This is a genomic window from Bosea sp. (in: a-proteobacteria), assembly GCA_023910605.1.
GTDB lineage: Bacteria > Pseudomonadota > Alphaproteobacteria > Rhizobiales > Beijerinckiaceae > Allobosea.
Window position 1 is genome coordinate 1,909,136 of the sequence record JAAVVV010000001.1, and the last position, 21,388, is coordinate 1,930,523.

General features: G+C 61.2%; 14 protein-coding genes and 1 pseudogene. 2 read left to right on the top strand and 13 right to left on the bottom strand.

The features are described from left to right. Positions 1 to 12 precede the first annotated feature (12 nt). On the top strand, positions 13 to 867 hold the full coding sequence (locus tag HEQ16_09260) for a DUF3883 domain-containing protein (protein ID MCO4054224.1): 855 nt from the start codon (positions 13 to 15) through the stop codon (positions 865 to 867). Positions 868 to 899: 32 nt separating this feature from the next. Here HEQ16_09260 and HEQ16_09265 read toward each other — a convergent pair whose 3' ends face one another. From HEQ16_09265 to HEQ16_09310, 10 genes and pseudogenes are all read right to left on the bottom strand, one after another. Beyond that, complete coding sequence (locus tag HEQ16_09265; protein MCO4054225.1) at positions 900 to 1,457, bottom strand: WYL domain-containing protein; 558 nt, start codon at positions 1,455 to 1,457, stop codon at positions 900 to 902. Beyond that, a complete protein-coding gene (locus tag HEQ16_09270) occupies positions 1,457 to 1,690 on the bottom strand; it encodes a hypothetical protein (protein MCO4054226.1) in 234 nt (77 codons plus the stop codon). The genes HEQ16_09265 and HEQ16_09270 overlap by 1 nt, the downstream gene beginning before the upstream one ends. A gap of 3 nt (positions 1,691 to 1,693) precedes the next feature. Next, complete coding sequence (locus tag HEQ16_09275) at positions 1,694 to 2,026, bottom strand: hypothetical protein (protein MCO4054227.1); 333 nt, start codon at positions 2,024 to 2,026, stop codon at positions 1,694 to 1,696. Beyond that, positions 2,023 to 2,643, bottom strand: coding sequence for a hypothetical protein (locus HEQ16_09280; protein ID MCO4054228.1), 621 nt, complete (start codon positions 2,641 to 2,643; stop codon positions 2,023 to 2,025). The genes HEQ16_09275 and HEQ16_09280 overlap by 4 nt, the downstream gene beginning before the upstream one ends. 3 nt (positions 2,644 to 2,646) lie before the next feature. Further along, a complete protein-coding gene (locus HEQ16_09285) occupies positions 2,647 to 3,540 on the bottom strand; it encodes a metallophosphoesterase (protein MCO4054229.1) in 894 nt (297 codons plus the stop codon). 149 nt (positions 3,541 to 3,689) lie between these two features. Beyond that, positions 3,690 to 4,367, bottom strand: a complete 678-nt coding sequence (locus tag HEQ16_09290) for an AAA family ATPase (protein MCO4054230.1) — start codon at positions 4,365 to 4,367, stop codon at positions 3,690 to 3,692. A 1,764-nt stretch (positions 4,368 to 6,131) separates the two neighbouring features. Continuing rightward, positions 6,132 to 7,139, bottom strand: a complete 1,008-nt coding sequence (locus HEQ16_09295; GenBank protein ID MCO4054231.1) for a hypothetical protein — start codon at positions 7,137 to 7,139, stop codon at positions 6,132 to 6,134. Between the two features lie 352 nt (positions 7,140 to 7,491). Continuing rightward, entirely contained in the window at positions 7,492 to 8,505 is a 1,014-nt protein-coding gene (locus tag HEQ16_09300; protein ID MCO4054232.1) for a DUF4268 domain-containing protein, read from the bottom strand. Positions 8,506 to 8,515: 10 nt separating this feature from the next. Then, complete coding sequence (locus HEQ16_09305; protein MCO4054233.1) at positions 8,516 to 8,815, bottom strand: hypothetical protein; 300 nt, start codon at positions 8,813 to 8,815, stop codon at positions 8,516 to 8,518. 241 nt (positions 8,816 to 9,056) lie between these two features. Beyond that, positions 9,057 to 12,367 (bottom strand): annotated as a pseudogene (locus HEQ16_09310) (N-6 DNA methylase). A gap of 117 nt (positions 12,368 to 12,484) precedes the next feature. Between HEQ16_09310 and HEQ16_09315 the strand changes: the two are divergent. Then, entirely contained in the window at positions 12,485 to 18,814 is a 6,330-nt protein-coding gene (locus HEQ16_09315; GenBank protein MCO4054234.1) for a DUF4011 domain-containing protein, read from the top strand. 12 nt (positions 18,815 to 18,826) lie between these two features. On the opposite strand, the gene HEQ16_09320 is transcribed toward HEQ16_09315, so the two are convergent. The 3 genes from HEQ16_09320 to tnpB all read right to left on the bottom strand — a co-directional run bounded on the left by HEQ16_09320 (position 18,827) and on the right by tnpB (position 21,383). Then, the gene (locus HEQ16_09320; protein ID MCO4054235.1) at positions 18,827 to 19,390 is read right to left on the bottom strand and encodes a hypothetical protein; all 564 of its coding nucleotides are present in this window, start codon (positions 19,388 to 19,390) and stop codon (positions 18,827 to 18,829) included. Beyond that, a complete protein-coding gene (locus tag HEQ16_09325; protein ID MCO4054236.1) occupies positions 19,372 to 20,976 on the bottom strand; it encodes an IS66 family transposase in 1,605 nt (534 codons plus the stop codon). The genes HEQ16_09320 and HEQ16_09325 overlap by 19 nt, the downstream gene beginning before the upstream one ends. Positions 20,977 to 21,050: 74 nt before the next feature. Then, positions 21,051 to 21,383: an IS66 family insertion sequence element accessory protein TnpB gene (gene tnpB, locus HEQ16_09330; GenBank protein MCO4054237.1), complete on the bottom strand. Its 333-nt coding sequence runs from the start codon at positions 21,381 to 21,383 to the stop codon at positions 21,051 to 21,053. Positions 21,384 to 21,388 lie beyond the last annotated feature (5 nt).

Sequence of the window (21,388 nt, forward strand, 5' to 3'; positions counted from 1 at the left end):
ACGAGATGCTGGATGGCTGACGCTGATTGGACAGATGCCGAGAACGACCTGATCGTCGCGGATTATTTTGCGATGCTCGGTGCTGATCTTGCCGGGCGTCCATATGTCAAAGCGGAGCATCGCCGGCGTCTGCAGCTTTTGTTGAACAAGCGCTCCGAAGGCTCGGTCGAGTTCAAGCATCAGAACATCAGTGCGGTGCTGCTGGGGCTCGGGCAACCGTGGATCGAGGGCTACAAGCCCGCCTCCCGTTTTCAGGGCTCGCTGGTCGAAGCGGTGCTGCGTTGGCTTGAGGCGCGGCCCGACTGGCTTTTGCCTGCCAGGAAATCGTCAGAACAATCGCGGATTCATCGGCCTGGATTTGCAGAGGATGCGCCAGCTCTGTGGATTGGTCCGGCGCCCACCTTCTCCAACCAGCCGGCACCGATTGATCCTGCGATGGTGGCGCTGATTGCGCGGAAGTACGATGTGGCCGAGCGTGACGCCCGCAATCGCGCGCTTGGTCAGGCGGGTGAAGAAGTGATACTCGCCCACGAGCAGCGGACCTTGCGCGCCGGCGGTCGCCGCGATCTGGCAGACAAGGTTCGTTGGGTCTCACGCGACGATGGCGACGGTGCTGGCTATGACATTGCCAGCTTCGAGCCAGAGGGTTCAGCCCGACTGATCGAGGTCAAAACGACGAATGGCTGGGAGCGCACGCCGTTCCACATCACGCGCAACGAATTGGCCGCTGCCGACCAGCACCGCGACCACTGGCGGCTTCTGCGCGTCTGGAATTTTGCCCGTGAACCATCAGCATTCGAAATCAGGCCACCGCTCGATGCACATGTGAGCCTCACACCAACCAGCTTTCTGGCGGCACTGCGATAACGGGCAGACCGTCGCCGCTGCGGTATCAGCCGCTAAAACTCATCGTCACCGCTGAGCGCAGTGTAGAACGCCAGCATCACACGCCTGGGCGCATTGAGCTTTTGCTGGACGATGGCCAGTTCGGTGATGCGGTCGAACCTGAAGTTCCGGAAGTCCTGGCGCTTTTCGCAGAATGCGAGCATCGCACCGTTTGGCCCGTAGTCCTCGACATCGAGCGGCCAGACCGTGCGCTGCGTAGCGCGGCCCTTCGCGTCCGTGTAGGCAATACCGAGCTTCCACTCGTGGATCAGGGCCTCGCGCAGCGCGTGGATGTCGAGCCGATGCGCAAGGGTCTTTTGGCCAGACTTGTTCCCATCATCCGGGGTGATCACCACGACATCGCTGTCGATGGTGCTGGCGCGGATGTGCTCCAGCGCTGCGATGATGGCGCGGGCTGCTTTGGCATGTGCATCATCGACCAGCCGTGCCGTGAGCAGCGCGCCGAGCCAGACCGTTTCCATCATCGCTGGCGGCAACTGCGTCAGTGCCGCTATCAGGATAGGGTCTGCAGCCTGCGTGCGTCTGACCTTCAACTGCCTCGCTTTATTCATCATGCCTGTCCCTCTGCCGCCATCGTGGGTTCGTGCGGAGCCTGCCGTTTCGCGCTCGCCTCGACAAGCGCGGTCCAATCAACATGGCTGATCATGACCAGTTCCGGCATACTCCGCCGGGTCATGATGATGATCTCATGCTCGGTGCGGTCGATCAGGGCATCAATGACAGTGCTTCCAATTGCCTTGAAGGCCCAATCAGGCAGGGTGGTGATGGGTTTTCGAATGGTCATGGCTCAGGCCTCCGCGTGGTCAGCGTCGTCAATCGGAATGCAGGCTTGCGGCAGCTCAAGCCCGAAGATGTCGAGCTTGCCCGTCGGCAACCGTGTCCAGACCAGCCAGTCCCCGGGGGTGCCGGTTCCTTGCAGGTAGGACCCTGGAGCTATCGCGCCATCGGGCAGCATCACAGGATGGTCTGGGCAGTGGCGCTGCTGGAACCCGCCCTCGACCCGGCGGAACAGCGCGATGCCGCCGCAATGCTCGCAGGCGAAGGCTGCCAGAGAAGCGCAGGGGTCGTGCGGGTGACAGGGTCGATTACCATAGGGCGTGTCTTTGTTGTTGGCGCTCATCGCTCGTCTCCATCGACGGAGTCGTTGCCATTCGATGCCTCGCCATCGGTCGGCCAGCCGTTGGGCCTGCTGCCGGGTTGGCCGCGGTCCAGCCTGTAGAACCGGCTCAAGGTCCTGACCCAGCTGAACCGATCCGCATCGAACGCCGCGACCGGGCTGGTGATGCGCCGCCTGTCAGGGCCGCCGTCGGGCACGTTCCGGACGTGCCCGACGAGGTTGATGACGCTGATGATGCCCTGGGGCGTCACGAACACGGTATCCGGCGTGATGACAGGTGCTGTGGACAGATCGACCATCGAGGGCCGCCAGCCTGTCAGCAGGCGCTGTTGGTCACGAACCAGCACCATGACCCGCTCACGCAACTCGGGACTGACGGCTTTGAAGTCCCAGTTGCCGAAGGTGTTATCATCCAGCTGACCGTCATCAGGCATGGAGTGGATCACCTCCGCCAGCCATTCGTTCGATGGCCCGATGACGAACCCTATGTCGGCGGGCCACGGCACCATGTGGGGCTCCAGCCTGCGCTCGTTCATGTCGGCCTCGAGCAGCGCGGCCTTCAATTCTACGAAGGTCACCTGAAGCCGCCGCATGCGGTGAATGCTGTCATTGGTGGCCATGGCTCAGACCTCCAGAACCAGATGAGGGTCGAACCCGGTGGCGTGGTGTTCGTGCCGGTAGCCGCGCGGGTTCGAGATGATGCGTGTGTTCGCGATCGTGTAATCGACAGCCAGATGCGTGTGGCCGTGGACCCACAGGTTTGGCCCTGCACGTGTGATCAGTTCCGAGAGATCGCTGGCATAGGCCGCCGACAACAGCGCCGCCCTGTGATCCCGGTGGATGGAATGCAGATGCGGAGCATGGTGCGTCACGACAACTATCGGTCCATCATGGCGCTGGACAAGATGGCTCTCGATGTCGAGCTTCGCCCTTTGGTGCAGCACGGCAGCTTCGTCCGGCCTGAAGCGTCGCCAGGGCGCCTTGCTCCACGCGATGTGGCGATGATCGTTCAGACCCTGCCGCGCGGCCTGCATGCACGCCCAGCGATAGGGTTCGCCGAACATCAGATAGTTCGTCCAGAGGGTTGCGCCGATGAACCGGACACCGCCGATGGTGACCGCATCGCCATCCAGCAACTTGACGTCCGCCAAGGTTGCGGCCTGCTTGCCACGCTGCAGGGCGTGGTCGTGCATCGTGCCGTAGAACTCGTGATTGCCCGGCGTGAAGATGACCGGCATGTGCGGGCGGATGTGCAGCGCCAGCCACTCGACGGCGGCGACGACGCCTTCGCAAATGTCGCCTGCCACGATGGCGACATCGGCAGCCGGGATCTGACCCGCGCCCCAGCCTTCACTCTTGCCAATATGCAGGTCCGAGATGGGCCAGATGCGCAGTGGCTTCCGCGCGGGTGCCACTGTTGCGCCGATGGGGCCGGACGCGGGTTGCATGGCTGCCACGGTCATGGTCGTGGCACCGTGCAGCATCGGATGTGATGGTGTGTCTGTTGTGGTCGTCATGAACGCATACTCCGGGATGATCTGGTGGGAAGGTCTGGGCGCAGCCGCACCCGATCCGCGCTGCGGTGGCGCAGGTGGCGAAGTCAGGTGGCGAAAGCTGGTGAGGAACGAAGGTGGGGCAGGACTGTCCGTCGCTGATCAGCCGCCGGTCAGTGTCGCGGCATCTCGCGCTCGCGGGCGTTGATGATGGCCTCGACCAGGCGTGACAGCCGCCGGACCGAACCACCCCGCCAGTTACGGCCAAGGAAGGCCTGATCCTCCTCGCTCAACGGCGCGATGAAGCGCGGATCGAGTGAGCGGCTGGCGGCCAGCTCTGCGAGAAGCGGCGCGATCAGTGCCGGAAGATGATCAGATGTCGGCTCCGGGAACTCGATTATCCTCAGGCGGTCACGAAGCGGCCATGGCAGATTGTCGATCCGGTTCGCCGTTGCGACATAGTTGATGTGGCTGGCATCGATCGGCACCTGCAGGCACTTGTCCTGAATCTGGCTGTTGCTACCGGGATCAAGGTAGGGCAGCAGGCTGTCCCACATGCGGCCATGGTCCTGCCTGGTCGGAGCTTTTTCCAGCTCGTCGAGGATCACCAGCGGATTGGCCTGCCGCCCCCGGCTCATCGCCAGGAACGGATGGCTTGGCTCTGCTGAAAACCAGCGCCGATCAGTCCCGGCGAAGACCGCGCCGTCCGAACCGGCACAGTCGACCGACCAGACATGCAAGCCAAAGTGATGGGCGAGGCGGCGCGCGAAGTGGGTCTTGCCCGAGCCGGGCGTGCCGGTGAGCAGCACCGGTCTGATGGTGACGGTTGGCTTCGAGGTCAAATCGCCCATAACAAAGTCGATCACGTTCTGAGCATACGGAAACTCCGCCAGCAGAGCCTTGCGCCGCCCCGGCAGATTGCCGGTGGGCGCAAGCGGCACCGGTTGCCCTGGCATGTGCTCATGGCCCTGCACAGCGTCCTTGAGCTTGCTGTTGCCTTTGACCTCGATCATCGGACAGACCACCACCTCGAACGCAGCGTCCGTCGCGCTGTCGGCATCGCCTTTCGGTTCATGTGCTGCCAGCGGCTTGCCTTCGGGATCGAGACCGAGCTTGTTCAGCGCCGTCTCGGCACGGTCCAGCTTCTGCTCCAGTTCCTCACAGGCCAGCTTGTAGCTCTTCACCTCATCGGCACGCTTGCGGTTGTTCTCTTCCATCGAGGCGCGGAACGTCTTGCCCCCCGCATCGACCGTGCCGGAGATGATCGACTGCGCGTGCTCCAGCGCCGTGCGCAGCATCGAGGTGTCGAGCGAAGCGTGGTGGCGTGTGGCGCCGCTCAGCAACATGCCGATGCCGATGATGACCTGCTGCAGCCTTGCCTTCAGTTCCACCGGCACGCCGTGCCATTCGTCGAAGCCATCGCGCAGTGCAGCCGCCACGCGCCGCGCGGGCTCTGTCAGGGAGATGCGGCGTTCGCCGAGCGGCAAGGGCGCGAGCCCGGCATCGAACAGGCGCAGCACCTGCAGGCCCTCCGGCGAGGTCGGCGTGTTGGCAGCGATTGCAGGACCGGGGACCGCTGCACGCAGGCCCAGATGACCAATGGCAGCCGTAGCGTCGTCCACCAGATCAGTCATGACCACAGAGCGCAGCAGCGGTGCCTGCAGGCTCGCCAGCAGCACACCGGTGGCGAGCGATGACAGTGACGGATCGGACGCCTTGAAGGCGCGCCAGTCGAGCAGCGCGGCAAGCTCCAACCCGAGCCTCTCGGCATCGCTGGCCCGGACGGTCTCCATCCAGGTGGCGCAACGCTCGGCCAAGTCCGGCAGCACGGCAACCACATCGGCGGCAGCAGCGCGGCGCATCACGGTGTCAACACCTGACAGGCCGAGCCAGCAAAGCTGATGCAAGCGTGGCAAGGTGGCGTACGCCCGCTCGATGGCCACTGCTGCGCTGTCGGACGCGGCACCCATGTGCCTGATCATGTCGCGGACCATCCGCTCATCGGCGGCTTTGGCGGCGGTGGCCAACTCGGCCGCAACATCGCGCACGAAGCGTGGATCAGCGCCGGTCAGATATGGACTGGGTGCAAGCCGATCACGTGGCAATGAAGCCAACGACTGCTGGCGACGCCGGGACTTTCCAGTGTCGCGCACGACCGGTGTGTCGTCACCAAGGTCGTACAGCGCCCGGATCGCCGCAGCTTCGGCATCGTCCACGGGCTCGAACGACGGCAGGTCGGCATCATTGCGTTCTGCTTCGGCCTTGTTCAGCACCTTGACCGCTTCGGTGAACAGGTCACGCGTTCCGTCGACCAGATCCTCGAAGGCGGCATCTTCGGGCGAGAGGACCTTCGTCTTGGCAGGCGTACCAGAAGCATTGGCCGCCTGGCTGCCGGTTACACTGGATGCGCCTGCGCCGACTGCGCCATCACTGCCGGTCTTGCCGAAAGGGACATCATCATCACTCTTGTCGCTGCTGGTCATGGGCAAACACTCCGGGCAAGGCTTCGCCGTTCGCAGACAAGGCGCTGCGTCGGGTCATTCGATGGAATGGAAGAGTGGGGAGGAGCCGCTGCCGATCAGGCCGTTGGCCGTGAGATCAGCAGCGGCTCACCTTCATGCGTGCATCGCGGAAGCGTGCCGGGGTGCGACCTTGCGGCCCTGCCGCGCCACCTCGATCATCGGCAGGTGATGCGGCTGGATGCGTGCGCCGCCCGGCAGGTCGACCAGATCGGGACCCGGCACATCCTTGCCATCACCCCTTGCGTCCAGCAGCGCGACGTTGAGCAGGTCTGGCACGAACTCGAACAGGCGGTTGCGGACGCCGCCAAGAACGGCATCGACCAATGGCTTCACCGGTGCCTTGAAATACGCGTCGAGTTCGTCACCCGTGACGCGCAGATGATCCGGGAAGCCCGAGCGGCCATAGTAATCGATGACGCACGCATCCACCGACTTCACCTTGATGCTCTTGGCCTTGAGATGGCTCGCCACCTGCAGGCTGCCTGCAAGCAGGGTCGCGCTGATCGGTTCGATCTTGCGGATCTCGGTGGCACCATTGCCGCGCTTGACCTCGATCAGTGTGGCGCGGCGTGTGCGTGGGTGGATCACCAGCATGTCGAAGATCACCAGCGGCGCGTCATCTGCCGGGGCCTCCAGCTTGACGTTGATGCCACGCAGCGTGTCGCGGGCGTTATTCCGGACGAGGTCCTTTGACGCCTTGGTCAACTGCAGCGCCACTTGAGTGAACACGATGTAGCCAGCCTGCTCGAGTGCGGCACACATCGACTTCTCGATCAGAGAACCCGAACGCTTGACCATGCTGTTCACGGCGCTGACAAGGCACGACAGCGAAGGCCCGAGCAACGGATCGACCGGGTGCTCACCGGCCATGGCGGCATCCAGCGTCTTGCGCGCTGCGGCGAGCAGGTCGGCAGGGATCGCGATCTTGGTGGGCTGATTGCCGGAAAGCGACTTGCGGGAGGCCGGATTGGCGGGAGGCTTCGAAGAGTTGTTCGCCTTGCCACGGCCAATCACAGTCGGCTTCGCGAGTTCTGCCGACACTTCCGGCAGGGTGATCAGATTGCCGCCAACAAAGCGGTCGAGGTTGGTCTGGGTACGCATACGCTTGGTCCTTTGGGTTGAAGAGCGGGTTGCTCCAATGCCCAGACCTTGACCGATCAAATGCCATATGTCATTAAAAACGCCATATCATGGTAAACAACCTTTTAAATTCCCGACAATGCGAGGCTGCCCGTTCGTGGCTGCGATGGACACGCGAGCAGCTCGCAAACAAGTCAAAGGTGTCTGTGCGAACAATCGCGCGTTTTGAGTCTGATCAGGCAGTTCCGGGCGACAATACGCTCCACCACCTTCGCCGCGCCTTCGAAGACGCAGGCATCGAGTTTATCTTCGACGGCGCGCGCGGTGTGGGCATGAGAACACGTGACATGCAGGGCGGTACATAGGCCCAGCCTCAAACGCCCGCTTCTGCGTCGGCTCCATCTGGCTCGCCAAAGCTGTCGAGTTTCAGCGCTCTCACGCGCTCGGTGAACACGGCACGGAAGCGCCGTAGCTCGTCGATGATCCACCGATGCTGACGGGGCCAGTCGGTGCGGTCGGCAATGTCGGCATTGCGGAGATAGGTAGCGATGCGGGATGCGCGCCGGTCGGGAAGCTCTTGCCAGTCCAGCGCGCTGCCAAGCGCTGCCTCGATCTCGGTCTTTTGCCCAACAAGTGCGTGAAAAGCCTGCTTCGGTGGCATGCCCTTCTGGTGCATGTAGAGGTCAAAGCGGAGATGCCTGTCGGCCCGGTACAGGTTCGGAGCCAGCAAGAAACCTGAACGGCCGATCTTGAAGGGCAGCCACTGGCGCGCCCATGGCTTGGGAAAGCGGCCCTTTTCACCAGAGGCAAGATAGGCATCTTGAAGGGCCAGCCAATACTCCTGATAGAGCGCTTCGGTCTCCGTCTGTGGAGTATCCCCCGAAGTGCGGCGTGCAACCTGACGTGCTTGCTTTGCCCAATCATTTGGCATGGCCACCACATTGAAGCGTGGAGCGGCAACACTGTCGCCAATGCGGATGACATCGATTTCGACACCGAAGAAATCGAAGCCGCCGCTTGTGTGGGCATTGAGCCAATCGATGGCTGCGCGGTGTTCCTCGCGGAATCGGGTTGCGATCCAGACCACGCTGGCCTCCTCGCGCTGCAATCCTGCGAGGTAGGTCAGCACCTGGCCAAGATGCCGGTGGTCAGTAGCTTCAAGCTGGTTTTCGATCAGGACCTCGGCGCCGCCTTCATCCATGGCCACGATATCTGCGGAGAAATCGCCGACACCGCGTTCTGTCGTCTGCAGCGTTAGTTCGCCAAGGTGCAGCGCTTCGCCCAGCAGATTGAGGCTGTCAGCTTCGGCGAGCCAGGGCGTGAAGTCTGCGGATTCGTTGCGCCAGATCGCACGGATGTCGACGGTCAGAATGCGGCCGAGTTTCACGTTTGCCCTTTCACGCCGCGAGGTTCAGCCGTTTCATTTCGGCCTCGAACTCGAAGCGGAGTTGGTTGCGCTCGTCTTCGGGCAGCCAGTTCGACATTTGCGGGAAGAGATAGCGGTTGGCGCGGGTAGTCTCGTTCGGCCAGGGCGAGCCGCGTTCGCTGCCGCGCAACTCGGCCAGCATGGCTTTCAGCTTGAGACGGACTTTTTCGGGGTCGACCTGCACAGGCGTCGGGGCGCGCAAGTCCTCATCACCGAACAGGCTGCCCTGTGCTGGCATGTGGCCAAAGAGGTCGGGGCCATTGCTGCCCATGCTGTCAATCATGTCCCAATCCGAAATGGATCATCCGGGTTGTATTGGACAACCTGTCCGGCGAAAAGCCCGCGTTGCCCTGCCATCCACATGCAAGGTGTCGGAACGACTGCCAACAGCCGCCGTCATTCCGGGACGATGCAACTGCATCGGGCCCAGAACCCATCAAGTCATGATGACGACATCTTTGCGCCGATGGGTTCCGGGCTCGGCGTTGCCGCCCCGGTATGACGCCAACACTTCACGTCTCATCTGCTGCTACGGCAAAGGGCGAGGCGAGCAGCGGGGCGGCGCAGATGCGCTCCAGCAGGTCTGCCTGCGCCGGTTCCAGTGCCACAAGGCGGCCGAGCACGTGCAGCAGGTTCATCAGGTCGGTGGTGTAGTCGTCGAGCCAGTGGTCCGGCTGGATCTTGTCGAGCGGCGAGGGTGGGCGGCGGTCGCCGATGATCGGGCGCGTGCGGTCGCGGCGGCGATAGCTGAACCATTGGCGCAGCACGTTCTTGCCCGAAACCTCATAGTCCCAGACGCCTTGCGGCACGTTGTCGATGTGGCCCTTGCCAATGCGCAGGCGCTTTTTTGCGGGGTCATAGTCCATGGTGTCGGGCAGCGGCTCCGGCGCGCCGGGGATCATGCCGTCCTTGGGGATGCTCGGCCCGGTGCCTTTCGCCAAGCGCGGCGGGCCGGCAGGGCGGCGGTTTTCAGGTTTTTCTGCGCCAGCATCAGCAAAGCGCTCGCCGTAGCAATGCAGCCAGACAACCTCGCGCCCGATGGCGGCAGCTTCCGCGAACAAAGCGGCATCGATGGTCAGCGGCAGGCGCAGGCCAGGCCGCACCAGGTCAGCCTGAAAGCGCGCGGTGAAAGCCGGGTGCGCCATCACCCCGGCAATATAGGCCATCACATCCTCAGGCGCGATGAGGGTGCCATAGCTGACGGAGAGATGCGCCAGCAGCTCGGGCTTGATGTTGGGAATAGTGGCGGCAGCATCGCGCCAGAGCGGGAAAACGCGGCCTCCGCGACCGTTGTAATGATGTTGGTCTGGAATGCAGTTGGACAGCGAGATGGATGGGCCTGACTGGATCGAAACATCGTCCACTGCTGTCAGGAAGACCTGATGATCCGATAGTAGCGCCCAGATTTCCGGACGTGCCCGCGTGACCAGCCGATGATCTGGCGGCAGCCATTGGCGATCAAAGCTGCGGAAGGCATAACGGATTGGCTCAACGAGGAAACGCGTATCTTCTGCAATGGTTGATTGCCGTATCGGAAATGACCCCATTTGCTTTTTGACTACCGTATTGATGCTGCGGCTGTCATCCGAATGAAACAGCGCATCCTTGCGGATAGGATCCTTCTCGCCCCGCAACGTGTTCCAGCGATCTTCGAGCGATCTCACATCTGGCGCTATGACCCAGGTGCGATGCGTTTTCACGCCGGGGCTTGACCAAGCGAACATCTCCGCGAGAGGGGTAAAAGCGACCAGTCGCCTTTGCGCGCTGGCAGGAATGAGGCCGTCCAGTCCTTGTCCGCCTCGACCCAGCCGCTATCCGACAAGGAAACATGATCAAGTGTATCGAATTTCAGCTTGCGTATGCCTTCCGGCAAAGCCCGAAAACGGACCCGCGCTGGTTTCGAGCGGTCTTTTGCGCGTTTGCGTAAGGCCAGCACGATGCAGACAGGCTGCTGAACGCCCTGAAAGATGCGCGTGGCCAATACAGGCTGGTGACCCTCAGGCGAGCAGTCCACAACCCAAATTTCGCTGCAATCGCGGCGAAGATCATCCCGCATCTTTTGAAAGCCTGGCCCGTTCAAGAAGCCGGAAGCCGTGATGAAGCAGATGATGCCTGCTCGATCTTCGTCAGGTTCCTGTGTTGCATCTGCCCAGCCGCTGCCAAAAACCTTCAATGTCGCCCAGCGCCAGAAAAAGACGTAGAGGTTTTTCAGGTGCTTCGTGTGAGCGCTCACGCCCCATTGGGTAGGAGGAACCCAGCGGTCCATGGGTGAAAGCAACTCCTTGTTGGTGTCGCTTCCCTTCTCAACCCAAGCGCCCATGCCGCCAGCATCTACTTTGTAAGGCGGGTTGCCGATGACTACGGTGATCGGCTCGCCGCGCTTGATCTCGTTGGCCTGCCTGCGGCTTTCGCCGATGGGGGCGACCATGCCGGAAAACTGCGTCTGTGTTGCGTAAGGGTCGCCCAGCGTGTCTGTCACGAACAGGCGCAGCGTCGGCAGGTTTCGCCCATCACCCGCGCTGATGCTCATTAGCGTTTGCATTTCGGCCAGCAGGCGAAGCTGCGCCACAGCAAATGAGCCGAACTGCATCTCGAAGCCGATCAATCGCTCTGCCGACGCTGCGATCGCGCCCGGTACAGCGCCGGGGCCAAGATCGGCCTCCACCGTCTCGGCAATGCGGCGCAAGGCGCCGAGCAGGTAAGCGCCTGTGCCCACCGCAGGGTCTGCCACCGTCACATCGCGCGAGGCAAGGCCCAGCGGGCGGCCAAACAGCGCCGGGTCACGCAAGGCCTCATCCACCAGCCGCACCATGGCGGCCACCACCTCCGGCGGGGTGTAATACGAGCCGGTGCGCTTCCTCAACGCGTTGTCGTAAACCTCAAGGAAGTCCTCATAGAAATAGAGCCAGGCATCGGGATTGCCCTTGGTCAGCGTCGGCCAATCCACGACATCGAGCACGCGGGTGAGGGTGTCTGTCGAGGTCTTCAAGGCGCTCTGGATCAGCGGATCATCGGTGAGCAGGCGCAGCGCGGTGGCGATCAGCGAATTGGAGGTGCGCAGCTCCAGCGCCGCCTTGCCGATGCCGTCCTTGAGTTCGATGCCGCGCGCCCGCGCCACCAGCAGCCCGAAGGTGACGGCCTGCGCGTAACCATCGGCAAACTCGGCATTGCTGGCATTCGGGAAGAGAAGCGAGCGCCACTCCGTCGCCAGCAAGGTAAGGCCGGGGTTGCCGCGCTCCAGTTCTTCGGTGACTTCATCACGCAGCAACCGGCACAGCCGCGCTGCAGTCTCGGCAAGCTGCTTGGCCGTGCGCGGCGAAATCGGGTTCCATGTCAGGAAGCTGCTGATCAACGGCAGCAATGTGGGCGGCGCACTGAGCTTGTCGCCAGATGTCTCGACATCGCCCGCCAGCGACACCGCGCCCTGCAGGGTACCGTTCTGCCAAAGCGTAAAGTTGTTGCCGTCGGTGTATAGCAGATTGGGCAGGGACTTGAGTTTGCCCCACTGCTTCTTGTCATGCTCATCTGAAAAGCGCTGCGGATTGGCGCCCTTGCCCGGCGCCTTGACCTCGATGTAGCCGACCAGCGCATTGCGAACCGTCACGGCATAGTCGGGCCGGGTTTTCAGGTGCGACAGCGTGCTCTCGCCCACAAGGCTGACGACGCCATCGGGCAGACCAAGCAACGCCGCCAGATCGCGGAACAGCGCCTCCATCGGCGCACGCAACTGATCCTCCGGCGCGCCGGTGGCCGCCTTGTTGGAAAGTTTGGCCTTGGTGGAGGCACCGAAGGTGGCGATGGCGGAGTTGAGCGAGTTTGACATCACAGTGCTTTATTGCCCGTGGTTGCGTCGATACGCAACCGGACGGGCAGCAGCGTTCAAAGCATGTATGAAATGACGCAAGTGACCGTCAGATTGCAGATTGTGGGCTAACCCGTCTTGAGCAAACCTGTTTCTGCATGCACTGTTCGCGAAATTTATGGTGATGTTCTGAAAAGTAAGCAGGAAATGCCGGACCGGCCATTTTTCAATTTCTCGATTGACCAGCTTGAAAGGCTGTTCAAAACGCAAGGCGGCAACCTCACTATTATTGACCAATTGCTCGCAGAATTGGCGCACCGTGACACGGACCGATCAAGGGCGCTGGCCGTGCGCGTTTCCAAGCAACGATCTGCGAAAATTCCGGGTGCAGATGCTGAGGCAACCGCTAGGAGCCATGCGCGTCGTTTGGCCTTGGCGAAAGCTGTCGTGTCCAACGGGGCTGACGATTCAATTGCGAACGCGCCTGAACCGCTGCGACATCTGGTTCGCAAGCTCCACTTCGAGCAACTTGAACAAGCTTCGCGTTCGAACAAACACCCGATGCATTCCACGCCGGAAGCATCAACTGCAGTGGCGATGAGCATCGAAACAGCAAACAGCAAACGCGGGTTAAATCTGCGTTCTGGTGAAACGCTTCCGACACCGCTGACGCTCGGAGCGCGGGTGCCATCCAGCGTACGGACGGAAGTCATTCGGATTGACACCCTTGATCGTGCCGGATTGTCTACCCTCATCAGCGATCTGAAAAGCAAAGCAGGAGCAGAATACAGAATCATGGAAGATCAGGCTGCAGAACGTCTCGCTGAACTGCAGCGACAGCACATGGCGAACGATCCGGCCGAAAAAACACGCCTTGGCAAAATCTACGATCGGCTCCGCGAGAAGCTGCTCGACATGCGCTTGTCCAACCCGATGCTGAGCTACAAGCATCGGGCCACATCCAAGCGCCAGTTGCAGATTGTCGACGAGGTTCCTGAAGAGGTCTATGGCGCGCTTGCGGTCGAAGGCACAGCGCTGGAGATCATGCCGCTTGCCGAACCAGAAGGCATCCCTACAGACGAGCAGACGGATGAGTTCCGCGCCGAGCTTGAACACGCGAAGGTGTCCGATCTCGAATACCTGACCGAACTGGCGGCGCTCGAAAATGCGGGACGGGATGACGAATTTGCTCTGGCCGAGGCTGAAACCCGATTGCGCACCCGCCTTCGCGAAAGGCTGCAGATGCCGCCGCGACCAAACCGCAAGACGGTATCACCAGTCGAACACGCCAAATCACTCGGCATTGATCCGCAGATCGAACTTCAGCCCAAGGCCGCAAAGAGCGACCACAAGGACCGCAAGCTGCAAACGCTGAAGTGGCCGGACAGCCTGTCGTCCACGCTCGACAAGGTGCAGGGTGATGCCATCTTGTCTGAGCAGGAGATGGGTCTGTCGACCCTTTTTCTGGTCTTCGGCTTTCTGGAATGGGCGGATTCCAAGGACAGCAGCAAGCGTTTGTTCGCCCCGCTCCTGCTGCTTCCGGTAAAGCTCTCTGAACGCAAGACAGGCCGGGGAAACATCGTCTTTTCGTTGGCTGCGACGTCCGAGCAAGCCGATGGCAACATGAGCCTGGCCAAGAAGCTGGAAGCGCTGGGACTGGTGCTGCCAGTGTTCGACCCTGCCGAGGGAGCCAAAACGCCAATCGAGGACTACTTCGATGAGGTCAACGCGGTCGTGTCCGCGCTGCCAGGCTGGAAGGTACGCCGCTGGCTGACATTGGGCCATTTCGCCTTTGGGCGGTTTGCTATGTATGCCGATCTTGATCCGGCGAAATGGCCGAATTCACCGGTCGAGAATGCACTCGTGGGTTCCGTGCTACGCGGCACTGAAATCAATGGCGACGGCGGGGCAGGTCTATCTAGGCCACCCGACGACTACGACGTCGACAATGAGCAGATCGAGACCATCGCGCCTTATCTGGTGCGGGATGCTGACGCTTCGCAGCATTCGGCCATCATCGATGTGATGAAAGGCAGGAACCTCGTTATTCAGGGGCCGCCCGGCACCGGCAAAAGCCAGACCATCGCCAACATCATCGCCAACGCGCTGGCTGCGGGCAAGAAGGTACTGTTTCTTGCCGAGAAGATGGCGGCGCTCAACGTCGTTAAGCGGCGCCTGGATGAAGACAAGCTCGGGCATTTCTGCCTTGAATTGCACTCCGACAAATCGTCAGCCAAGCAGGTCATCCAAAGCCTGAAGGAGCGGCATAAGCTCGGCTACAGCGTGCCTGCCACTCGCACCACCAGCGATGTGCTGTGGCATGAAGCCCGCCGCGACATCCGGCAATATCTGGATGCCCTGCATGCTGACACAGATGTCGGTAAGCCTTTCGAGCAAATCTGGAAGGCGATACGCACGCGATCGGACCTTGGCGAGGCCGTTGGTCAGTTCCGCAAGACGTCTTTGCCGACTGCTGCGTACACCTCGAACTCGGGTTTTGAACGAATCCGCGATCGCCTCGCGCAATATGCTGGCATGAGGGCCGAATTCGAGACGTCTTTCGGGCCAGTCAGCCAGTCTCCTTGGACCGGACTTTTCGATAGCGATGCCGTGAATGCCGGGATCGCCTATCCGTTGCTTGATGAGCTGGCGGACATGGCAAAGCAACTCGGACGTCTGCAGGACGCTCTGAAAGCTGCCGCACCATTTGGCATGGGAACGATCCAGGAGTTGCGGGCAAGCGCTGATCTTTTGGCCTTGGCAACCCTCCCGATTCCAGACGAGGCCCTCGTCGCATTCCTGGCTGCACATGATCGCGCCTCTGTCACCGAAGTGCTTTCGGCGCTGGAGACCTTCGACAGTGCGCGACAGGCGCTTGTCATCATTGCAGGCTTCAGTCCGCAGAACGAGGGGCAGCGCCTCATCGTTCAGCGGGTGGTCCCTCAGTTATCTGAAGCCGACATGGACGAGACGCCGAGCGTGACGTTCTCGCACGCCCGGTCAGTGCTCGAACAAGCTGATGCCGTCCGAAATGCAGCCAAGGCGGCGACGCCTCATCTGTCTGCTCTGGGTTTGACCGAGGGCTTCCCGGTGGCAGGGCTGACAATGCTTTTGATCCTGTCGCGCATTGTTTTGAAGGTGCCGCACGATCTGCGCCGCCTTGTCTTGCAAGCACCACCCGGAACTGCGGCCACTCTTGCGCCGGTCGAGGTCGAGTGGAAAACCCTCAATGAGGCCGAGACGACATGGCGCTCGCGGTTCACACGTGCCAGTGAACGCTGGCCGTCGGTCGATGCTCTGCTGGCCGCCGCCGCAATCCGGGAAAAGTCTGGCATCAGCGGGTTGCTTGCAGGATTTGGAGGGGATGCGAAGACCGTTGCCGAGGTTAACGCCCTGCTCGGCATCCCTTCGACAGTGAAACTTCCTGCATCCGACTACCGCGATCTCTCTAATCACGTGCGCCGCCTGGCTTCTTTTACCACGAATGGGAGCCACCGCTTGCTGTTCGGAGATTTCTGGCGAGGGCTTGATACGCCGATCACGGCTTTCGCCGGTGCCATAACGATCCTCGAAAGCGCGCGCGGCTTGATCGATGGTGCTCTAGGCGGGCCTGATGTCCTGCGCCTCCTCGATGCATCTGGGCCGGAGTTGGCCCAACCGCTTGTCAGCGCCCAGAGCGCGCTGTCGCTGTGGGGAGAACTCCCTGACACCATTCGAAAACTTGCGGGGTCGGCGAGCTTCGAGACGTTGAACCAACACCTCGACATTACAGTGCTGTCCGCCAGGCGCATGCTGGAAAGCGGAAATGAGCAGGCACTTGCGACCCTCACCGCCACCTGGCGGGAGCTTCATTCTGTCTTGCTGGAGGCGGATCAGCTTCGCGAGGTAGAACAGCGGCTTTCGGCAATCGGAACTCCTCAGCTTGTCGAAACCGTCAGCACGCGTCGGCCCGAAGTCCAAATGGCATTGTCTTGGCTGGCGGCTGTGCAGTCAGTAGGAGGCCTAGGCGATGCGGTTTCACGCCTTTCTGCGGTTGGTGCGAGCGCTTTTCTCGCCGGCTACGTTGAGGCTCGATCCGAAGGGTGCGCAGCATTGGCCGCTGTCGAAGGCACTCGCGCAGAACTGCAACGATCATTCGGTTTAACACCGTGGTCGATTGATCAACCCAACGAAGTTGCCGCCAGAATTGCCGATTTTCTCGGCCGCCGTGATGAACTTCAGCAATGGCTGGCAGTCCAGCAGGCGAGGGGACAATGTGTGATGGACGGACTGGAGCCGTTCATTGAAGCGTCGAACCAGTACGGCTTGGTTTCGCAGCAACTTCCTGAATTGTTTTCTGGGTTGGTCGCCGTGCAGCGGGCAGATCAGATCCGTCGCAACGATCCGGTGTTGTCAAAGGCAACAGGTGCTGCGTTGGGCAGCTTGCGCGAGCAGTTTCGGGCCAGAGACGCGCAACGCAAGGAAGCCGACAAGAAGACGGTCTATGCAGCGGTCATCGGTAGGCAGCCCGTGTCCGGCATGAACTACGGTTCGAGGAAAACATGGACCGAAAGGGAGTTGCTTCAGCTTGAGTTTGGCAAGGAACGAACCTCTGTCCGCGTCCTGCAACTCATCAGGCAGGCCGGCCGTTCGATCCAGTCCATGAAGCCCTGCTTCATGATGTCGCCGCTCTCGTTAGCGAAATTCGTGCCTGCTGGATCGCTTGAGTTTGATTTGCTGGTCATCGACGAAGCATCGCAGATGAGGCCAGAGGACGCGCTCGGCGGTCTGCTCCGGGCAAAGCAGATCGTAGTCGTCGGCGATCCGAAACAGCTTCCGCCGACAGATTTCTTCCAGCGTTCGGGGGATGACGCCGCGACCGATGAAGACGGTGTTCCGCTGGACGATGACGACGAATCCATCCTCGAAGCCTGTCACAAGACCTTTCGGCAGCTCCGGTTGCTAAAATGGCATTATCGTAGCCGCTGCGAAAGCTTGATAGCCTTCTCGAACAAGCACATCTATGCCCCCGAGGGTCGCCAACTGATCACCTTCCCTGCTGCCTTGCCGGGTTCATTCTCGATCGATCGCATCAGGATTGAAGGAGTTTATGAGCAAAGGCGCAATGCGCCTGAAGCCCTCCGGATCGCAGAGGATGTCATTCTCTTCATGCAGCACCATTCCGACGATCCCAAGCCACCGACCATGGGCGTCGTCGCGATGAACTCGGATCAGGCGGAGCTTATCCGCGAGCAGATCAATCTGCTCGCCCGCGGCGATGATCTCGTCGAACGCTACCGAAAAAATGTCGAAGAGCGTGGCGAAGAGTTCTTCGTAAAGAACCTCGAGAACGTCCAGGGTGATGAGCGGGACTATATTCTGATCTCGCTGACCTATGGCCCGAAGGCAGGCGAGAAACAGGTTCTGCAGCGGTTTGGCCCCATCACTGGCAAACAAGGTCACAGGCGATTGAATGTGTTGTTCACGCGAGCCCGCATTAGGATCGGCCTTTACACATCTATGGATGCTAGCAACGTCAAGCCTTCGGAGACGAGTTCGCGTGGCGTCCATATGTTGCAGCAATACTTAGCCTATGTCGAAGGAGGTGGGCGTGAAGCTGGTATCGCGACGGGAAGGGAGCCGGACAGCGACTTCGAGATTCATGTGGCTGAGCGTTTGCGGGCACGTGGTTTTGCGGTCGAGTATCAAGTTGGGGTTTCGGGCTTTCGGATTGATCTCGGCGTTTTCCATCCGGAATTGCCTGGCCAGTATCTAGCAGGCATCGAATGTGACGGTGCCCAGTACCATGAAAGCAAAAGCGCTCGTGATCGGGACCGCCTGCGTCAGGACATCCTTGAAAATCTCGGATGGTCAATCCTGCGGGTTTGGTCGACCGATTGGTTTGACAACCCTGATCGCCAAACAGAAATCCTGGTGGCGCGCCTGATTGAGCTTCAGAAAAGCGGAAGTGCGGCGACGAACCGATACACCTTCCGTACGCATTTCGAGCGGATGTCGGACGGTGTGAACGATGAGACCCCAGTCCCTATCGACTGCATGCCCAGGGTGGAGAATGCTGAAATTCTTGAGGAAGGTCTTGAGGAAGGTGAGGTGCTTCCGCCACGCACCGATAAGATTGGTGCCACAAAAACGAGCATGGCAAGCGTCGCCGAGCGCCTGACTGGTGATAGCAACCTCGGAGACTTGGAAGCTCGAGAATTGTGGCTGGCCGATCGGTTCACACCTGCCGAAGCGCGCCGGGCGCTTTCCGCGTTTCGTGAACAGGTCATCGCGTCTTCGATGGCACCATGGGAGCCGGAACGCTCGATCTTGCGTGCGAGCATGATCGAAACGTTCGTCGAACAGCGCCTTGTTGATGAAGGCGACTGGTTCGTGAAGGTCCCGCAATTCCAGCGCAGAAGCACCAACGGCGCGGAAAAGGCACGCTATCTCAGCGAGATCTGCGACATAATCGGACGCATAGTCTGATCGCTTTAAGGGTCAGAGGCCACGTCTTATTGCGTCTAGGCTTGCTTCAATATGGCTATCCGTATTAGGCGCCTCGTCCATCAGAGCGTCATCATCAGATACTGGAGGAGGATTTGCAAGGCTCGGCCTGTACCCATCCCCGGGCCTCGGTGCGCGCTCGAATTGCAGGGTGTCATCACGCGCGTCTTGCGGATCAGCGATCATGCCGCAACCGTCGATCTGGCTGACAACTTGCAGCATGTGCTCGATTCCCAGCGCCTCCAGAACCTGCCGTGCCTTTGGTCCCGGTGGATCTGAAACAACCGTCAGCGCACCGCCGGACCGCGCGGCGACCAGGGTCATATAGTCCTTGAAGGGGCTGTCACCATCGAGCACGAGGGCTGGCCAACGCAGCAGCTTCGCGATTTCGCTGATCACTGCTGCTATCCGTATTGTCAGCATATCGCGCACGCGAAGCGACCAGCCGTCGAAGATGATCGCGTTGGGTCCTTCCCAGAGTTCGAGCGTGTCTTCGCTCTGGTAGAGGGTAAGCGTGTAGGGTAAGCGTCCTCTGACGGCTACGGCATAAGGTTCCACGGCAACAGGTCGGCGATTTTGTTGATGGGGTGATCGGCGATCCTGGTGATGACTGCTCGCAGATATCCCGCTGGGTCTCGCCCGTTGAGCTTTGCGGTTTCGGTGAGCGTGTAGATGGCGGCGGCGCGCTCGCCGCCTGCGTCGGACCCTGCGAACAACCAGTTCTTGGCGCCGAGCTTGAGAGGCCTGATGGCGCGTTCTGCGGCGTTGTTGGAGATATCGAGGGTGCCGTCGTCGAGATAGCGGGTGAGTGCTGCCCAGCGCGATCGGGCATAGCGAATGGCCTTGGCCAGGTCGCTCTTGCCGGAGATCTGGGCGAGGGAATGGTCGAGGAAGCTGGCGAGTTCGGTCATGACGGGCAGCGCCAGATCCTGACGAGCCTTGCGCCGATCCTCGGGCTGCTGGCCGTGAATGAGGCGCTCAACCTCGAACAGCTTGCCAATGCGGGTCATCGCCTCCAGTGCCAGGGGCGAGCCTGTCCCGGCGTGAACGTCGTGGAAGTTGCGCCTGACGTGCGCCCAGCAGGCAACCTCGGTTGCGGCGGCTGAACGCGTGGCACTCGTCGCATAGAGTTCGTTGAATCCGGCATAGGCATCCGCCTGCAGGAATCCTGCAAAGGCCTTGAGGTGCTCGCGCGGTCGCTCTCCCTTGCGGTCGGGCGTGTAGCGATACAGCGCGGCGGGCGGGTCTTGACCGCCACGGGGTCGCTCATCGCGCAGATACACCCAGAGCCGCCCTGTCTTCGTGCGCCCGAGGCCCGGCGCCAGCACTGGCACGGGCGTGTCGTCGGCATGCAGCCGCTCAGCCCGCATCACATGGGCACCGACCGCCTCGACCAGTGGCGCGACAAGCTCTGCGGCCTTGGCAACCCAGCCGGCCATCACCGAGCGCTCGATCTCGACGCCCTCGCGGGCAAAGATCTCTGCCTGGCGATAAAGCGGGAGATGATCACAGTATTTGCCAACCAGAACCTGGGCGATCAGGCCCGGTCCGGCCATGCCGCGCTCGATCGGCATGCTCGGCATCGGAGCTTGCGCCATGCTCTCGCAGGTGCGGCACGAGAAGGCGGGACGCACATGGCGGATAACCTCGAAGCGGCCCGGCACATACTCCAGGACTTCACGGACATCCTCATCCACCTTGCGCCACTTGCCTGCCGTTCCGCAGGATGGACAAGCACAGGCAGGGTCGTTCACGATGGCAGGCGTGTGTACGATCTCGATGCGCGGCAGATGCTCAGGCAAAGGGCGGCGCGTGGCCTTCGGCTTGGCTGTTGCTGCATCAGCGGCAGGAGCTATCTCGTCGATGGCTGCATTGTTCGCCGCCTCGACCATCTCCAGTTCCTCGAGCCGCAGTTCCAGTTGCTCGATCTCATGGGAGAGCTTCTCCGAGGAGCGGCCAAATTGCATGCGCCTGAGCCGCGCGATCTGGATCTTGAGCTTCTCGATCTCCAGGCTCTTGACAAGAAGACCGGCCTTGGCGGCGGCAGCTTCGGCCTGCGCCGTCTTCAGCGCTGCAGCCTGCGCAGCGACGAGCGCGCGAAGCCGCGCCACCTCGTCACTATCTTGTCCCGCTGCTTCGATCATGAGGTGAAGATACCAGGGCAGATGGGGTCAAGCTATTGAATCAATGTCGATCTTGACCTTTTGCGCGAAGCACTTCACCCCGCACGTCGTGGCTGATCCGTGCGTAACGGCGAGCGCCAGTCGATGCCTTCGAGCAGCATCGACAGCTGTGCGGGCGTCAGTACAACCTCGCCATCCTGCGTCACTGCCCAGACGAAGCGGCCACGCTCCAGCCGCTTGGCGAACAGGCAAAGCCCCGTGCCGTCCCACATCAGAATCTTCACCAGATCAGCGCGCTTGCCCCGGAAAATGAACAGGTGGCCGCGGAACGGATCCTTCTTCAAAAGATCCTGCACCACCATCGTAAGCGTGTAGGCAACCCCACGTATCTTTTGGTGTTCTGATCGCTCATTTTCCCGGTGAATCATGTGGG

Bases quoted from the DNA above. Each gene is read 5' to 3' on its own strand.
- HEQ16_09295 (MCO4054231.1), bottom strand. From the start codon at position 7,139: ATGCGTACCCAGACCAACCTCGACCGCTTTGTTGGCGGCAATCTGATC.
- tnpB (MCO4054237.1), bottom strand. From the start codon at position 21,383: ATGATTCACCGGGAAAATGAGCGATCAGAACACCAAAAGATACGTGGG.
- HEQ16_09290 (MCO4054230.1), bottom strand. From the start codon at position 4,367: ATGGGCGATTTGACCTCGAAGCCAACCGTCACCATCAGACCGGTGCTG.
- HEQ16_09325 (MCO4054236.1), bottom strand. From the start codon at position 20,976: ATGATCGAAGCAGCGGGACAAGATAGTGACGAGGTGGCGCGGCTTCGC.
- HEQ16_09270 (MCO4054226.1), bottom strand. From the start codon at position 1,690: ATGACCATTCGAAAACCCATCACCACCCTGCCTGATTGGGCCTTCAAG.
- HEQ16_09285 (MCO4054229.1), bottom strand. From the start codon at position 3,540: ATGACGACCACAACAGACACACCATCACATCCGATGCTGCACGGTGCC.
- HEQ16_09260 (MCO4054224.1), top strand. From the start codon at position 13: ATGGCTGACGCTGATTGGACAGATGCCGAGAACGACCTGATCGTCGCG.
- HEQ16_09280 (MCO4054228.1), bottom strand. From the start codon at position 2,643: ATGGCCACCAATGACAGCATTCACCGCATGCGGCGGCTTCAGGTGACC.
- HEQ16_09275 (MCO4054227.1), bottom strand. From the start codon at position 2,026: ATGAGCGCCAACAACAAAGACACGCCCTATGGTAATCGACCCTGTCAC.
- HEQ16_09265 (MCO4054225.1), bottom strand. From the start codon at position 1,457: ATGAATAAAGCGAGGCAGTTGAAGGTCAGACGCACGCAGGCTGCAGAC.
- HEQ16_09305 (MCO4054233.1), bottom strand. From the start codon at position 8,815: ATGGGCAGCAATGGCCCCGACCTCTTTGGCCACATGCCAGCACAGGGC.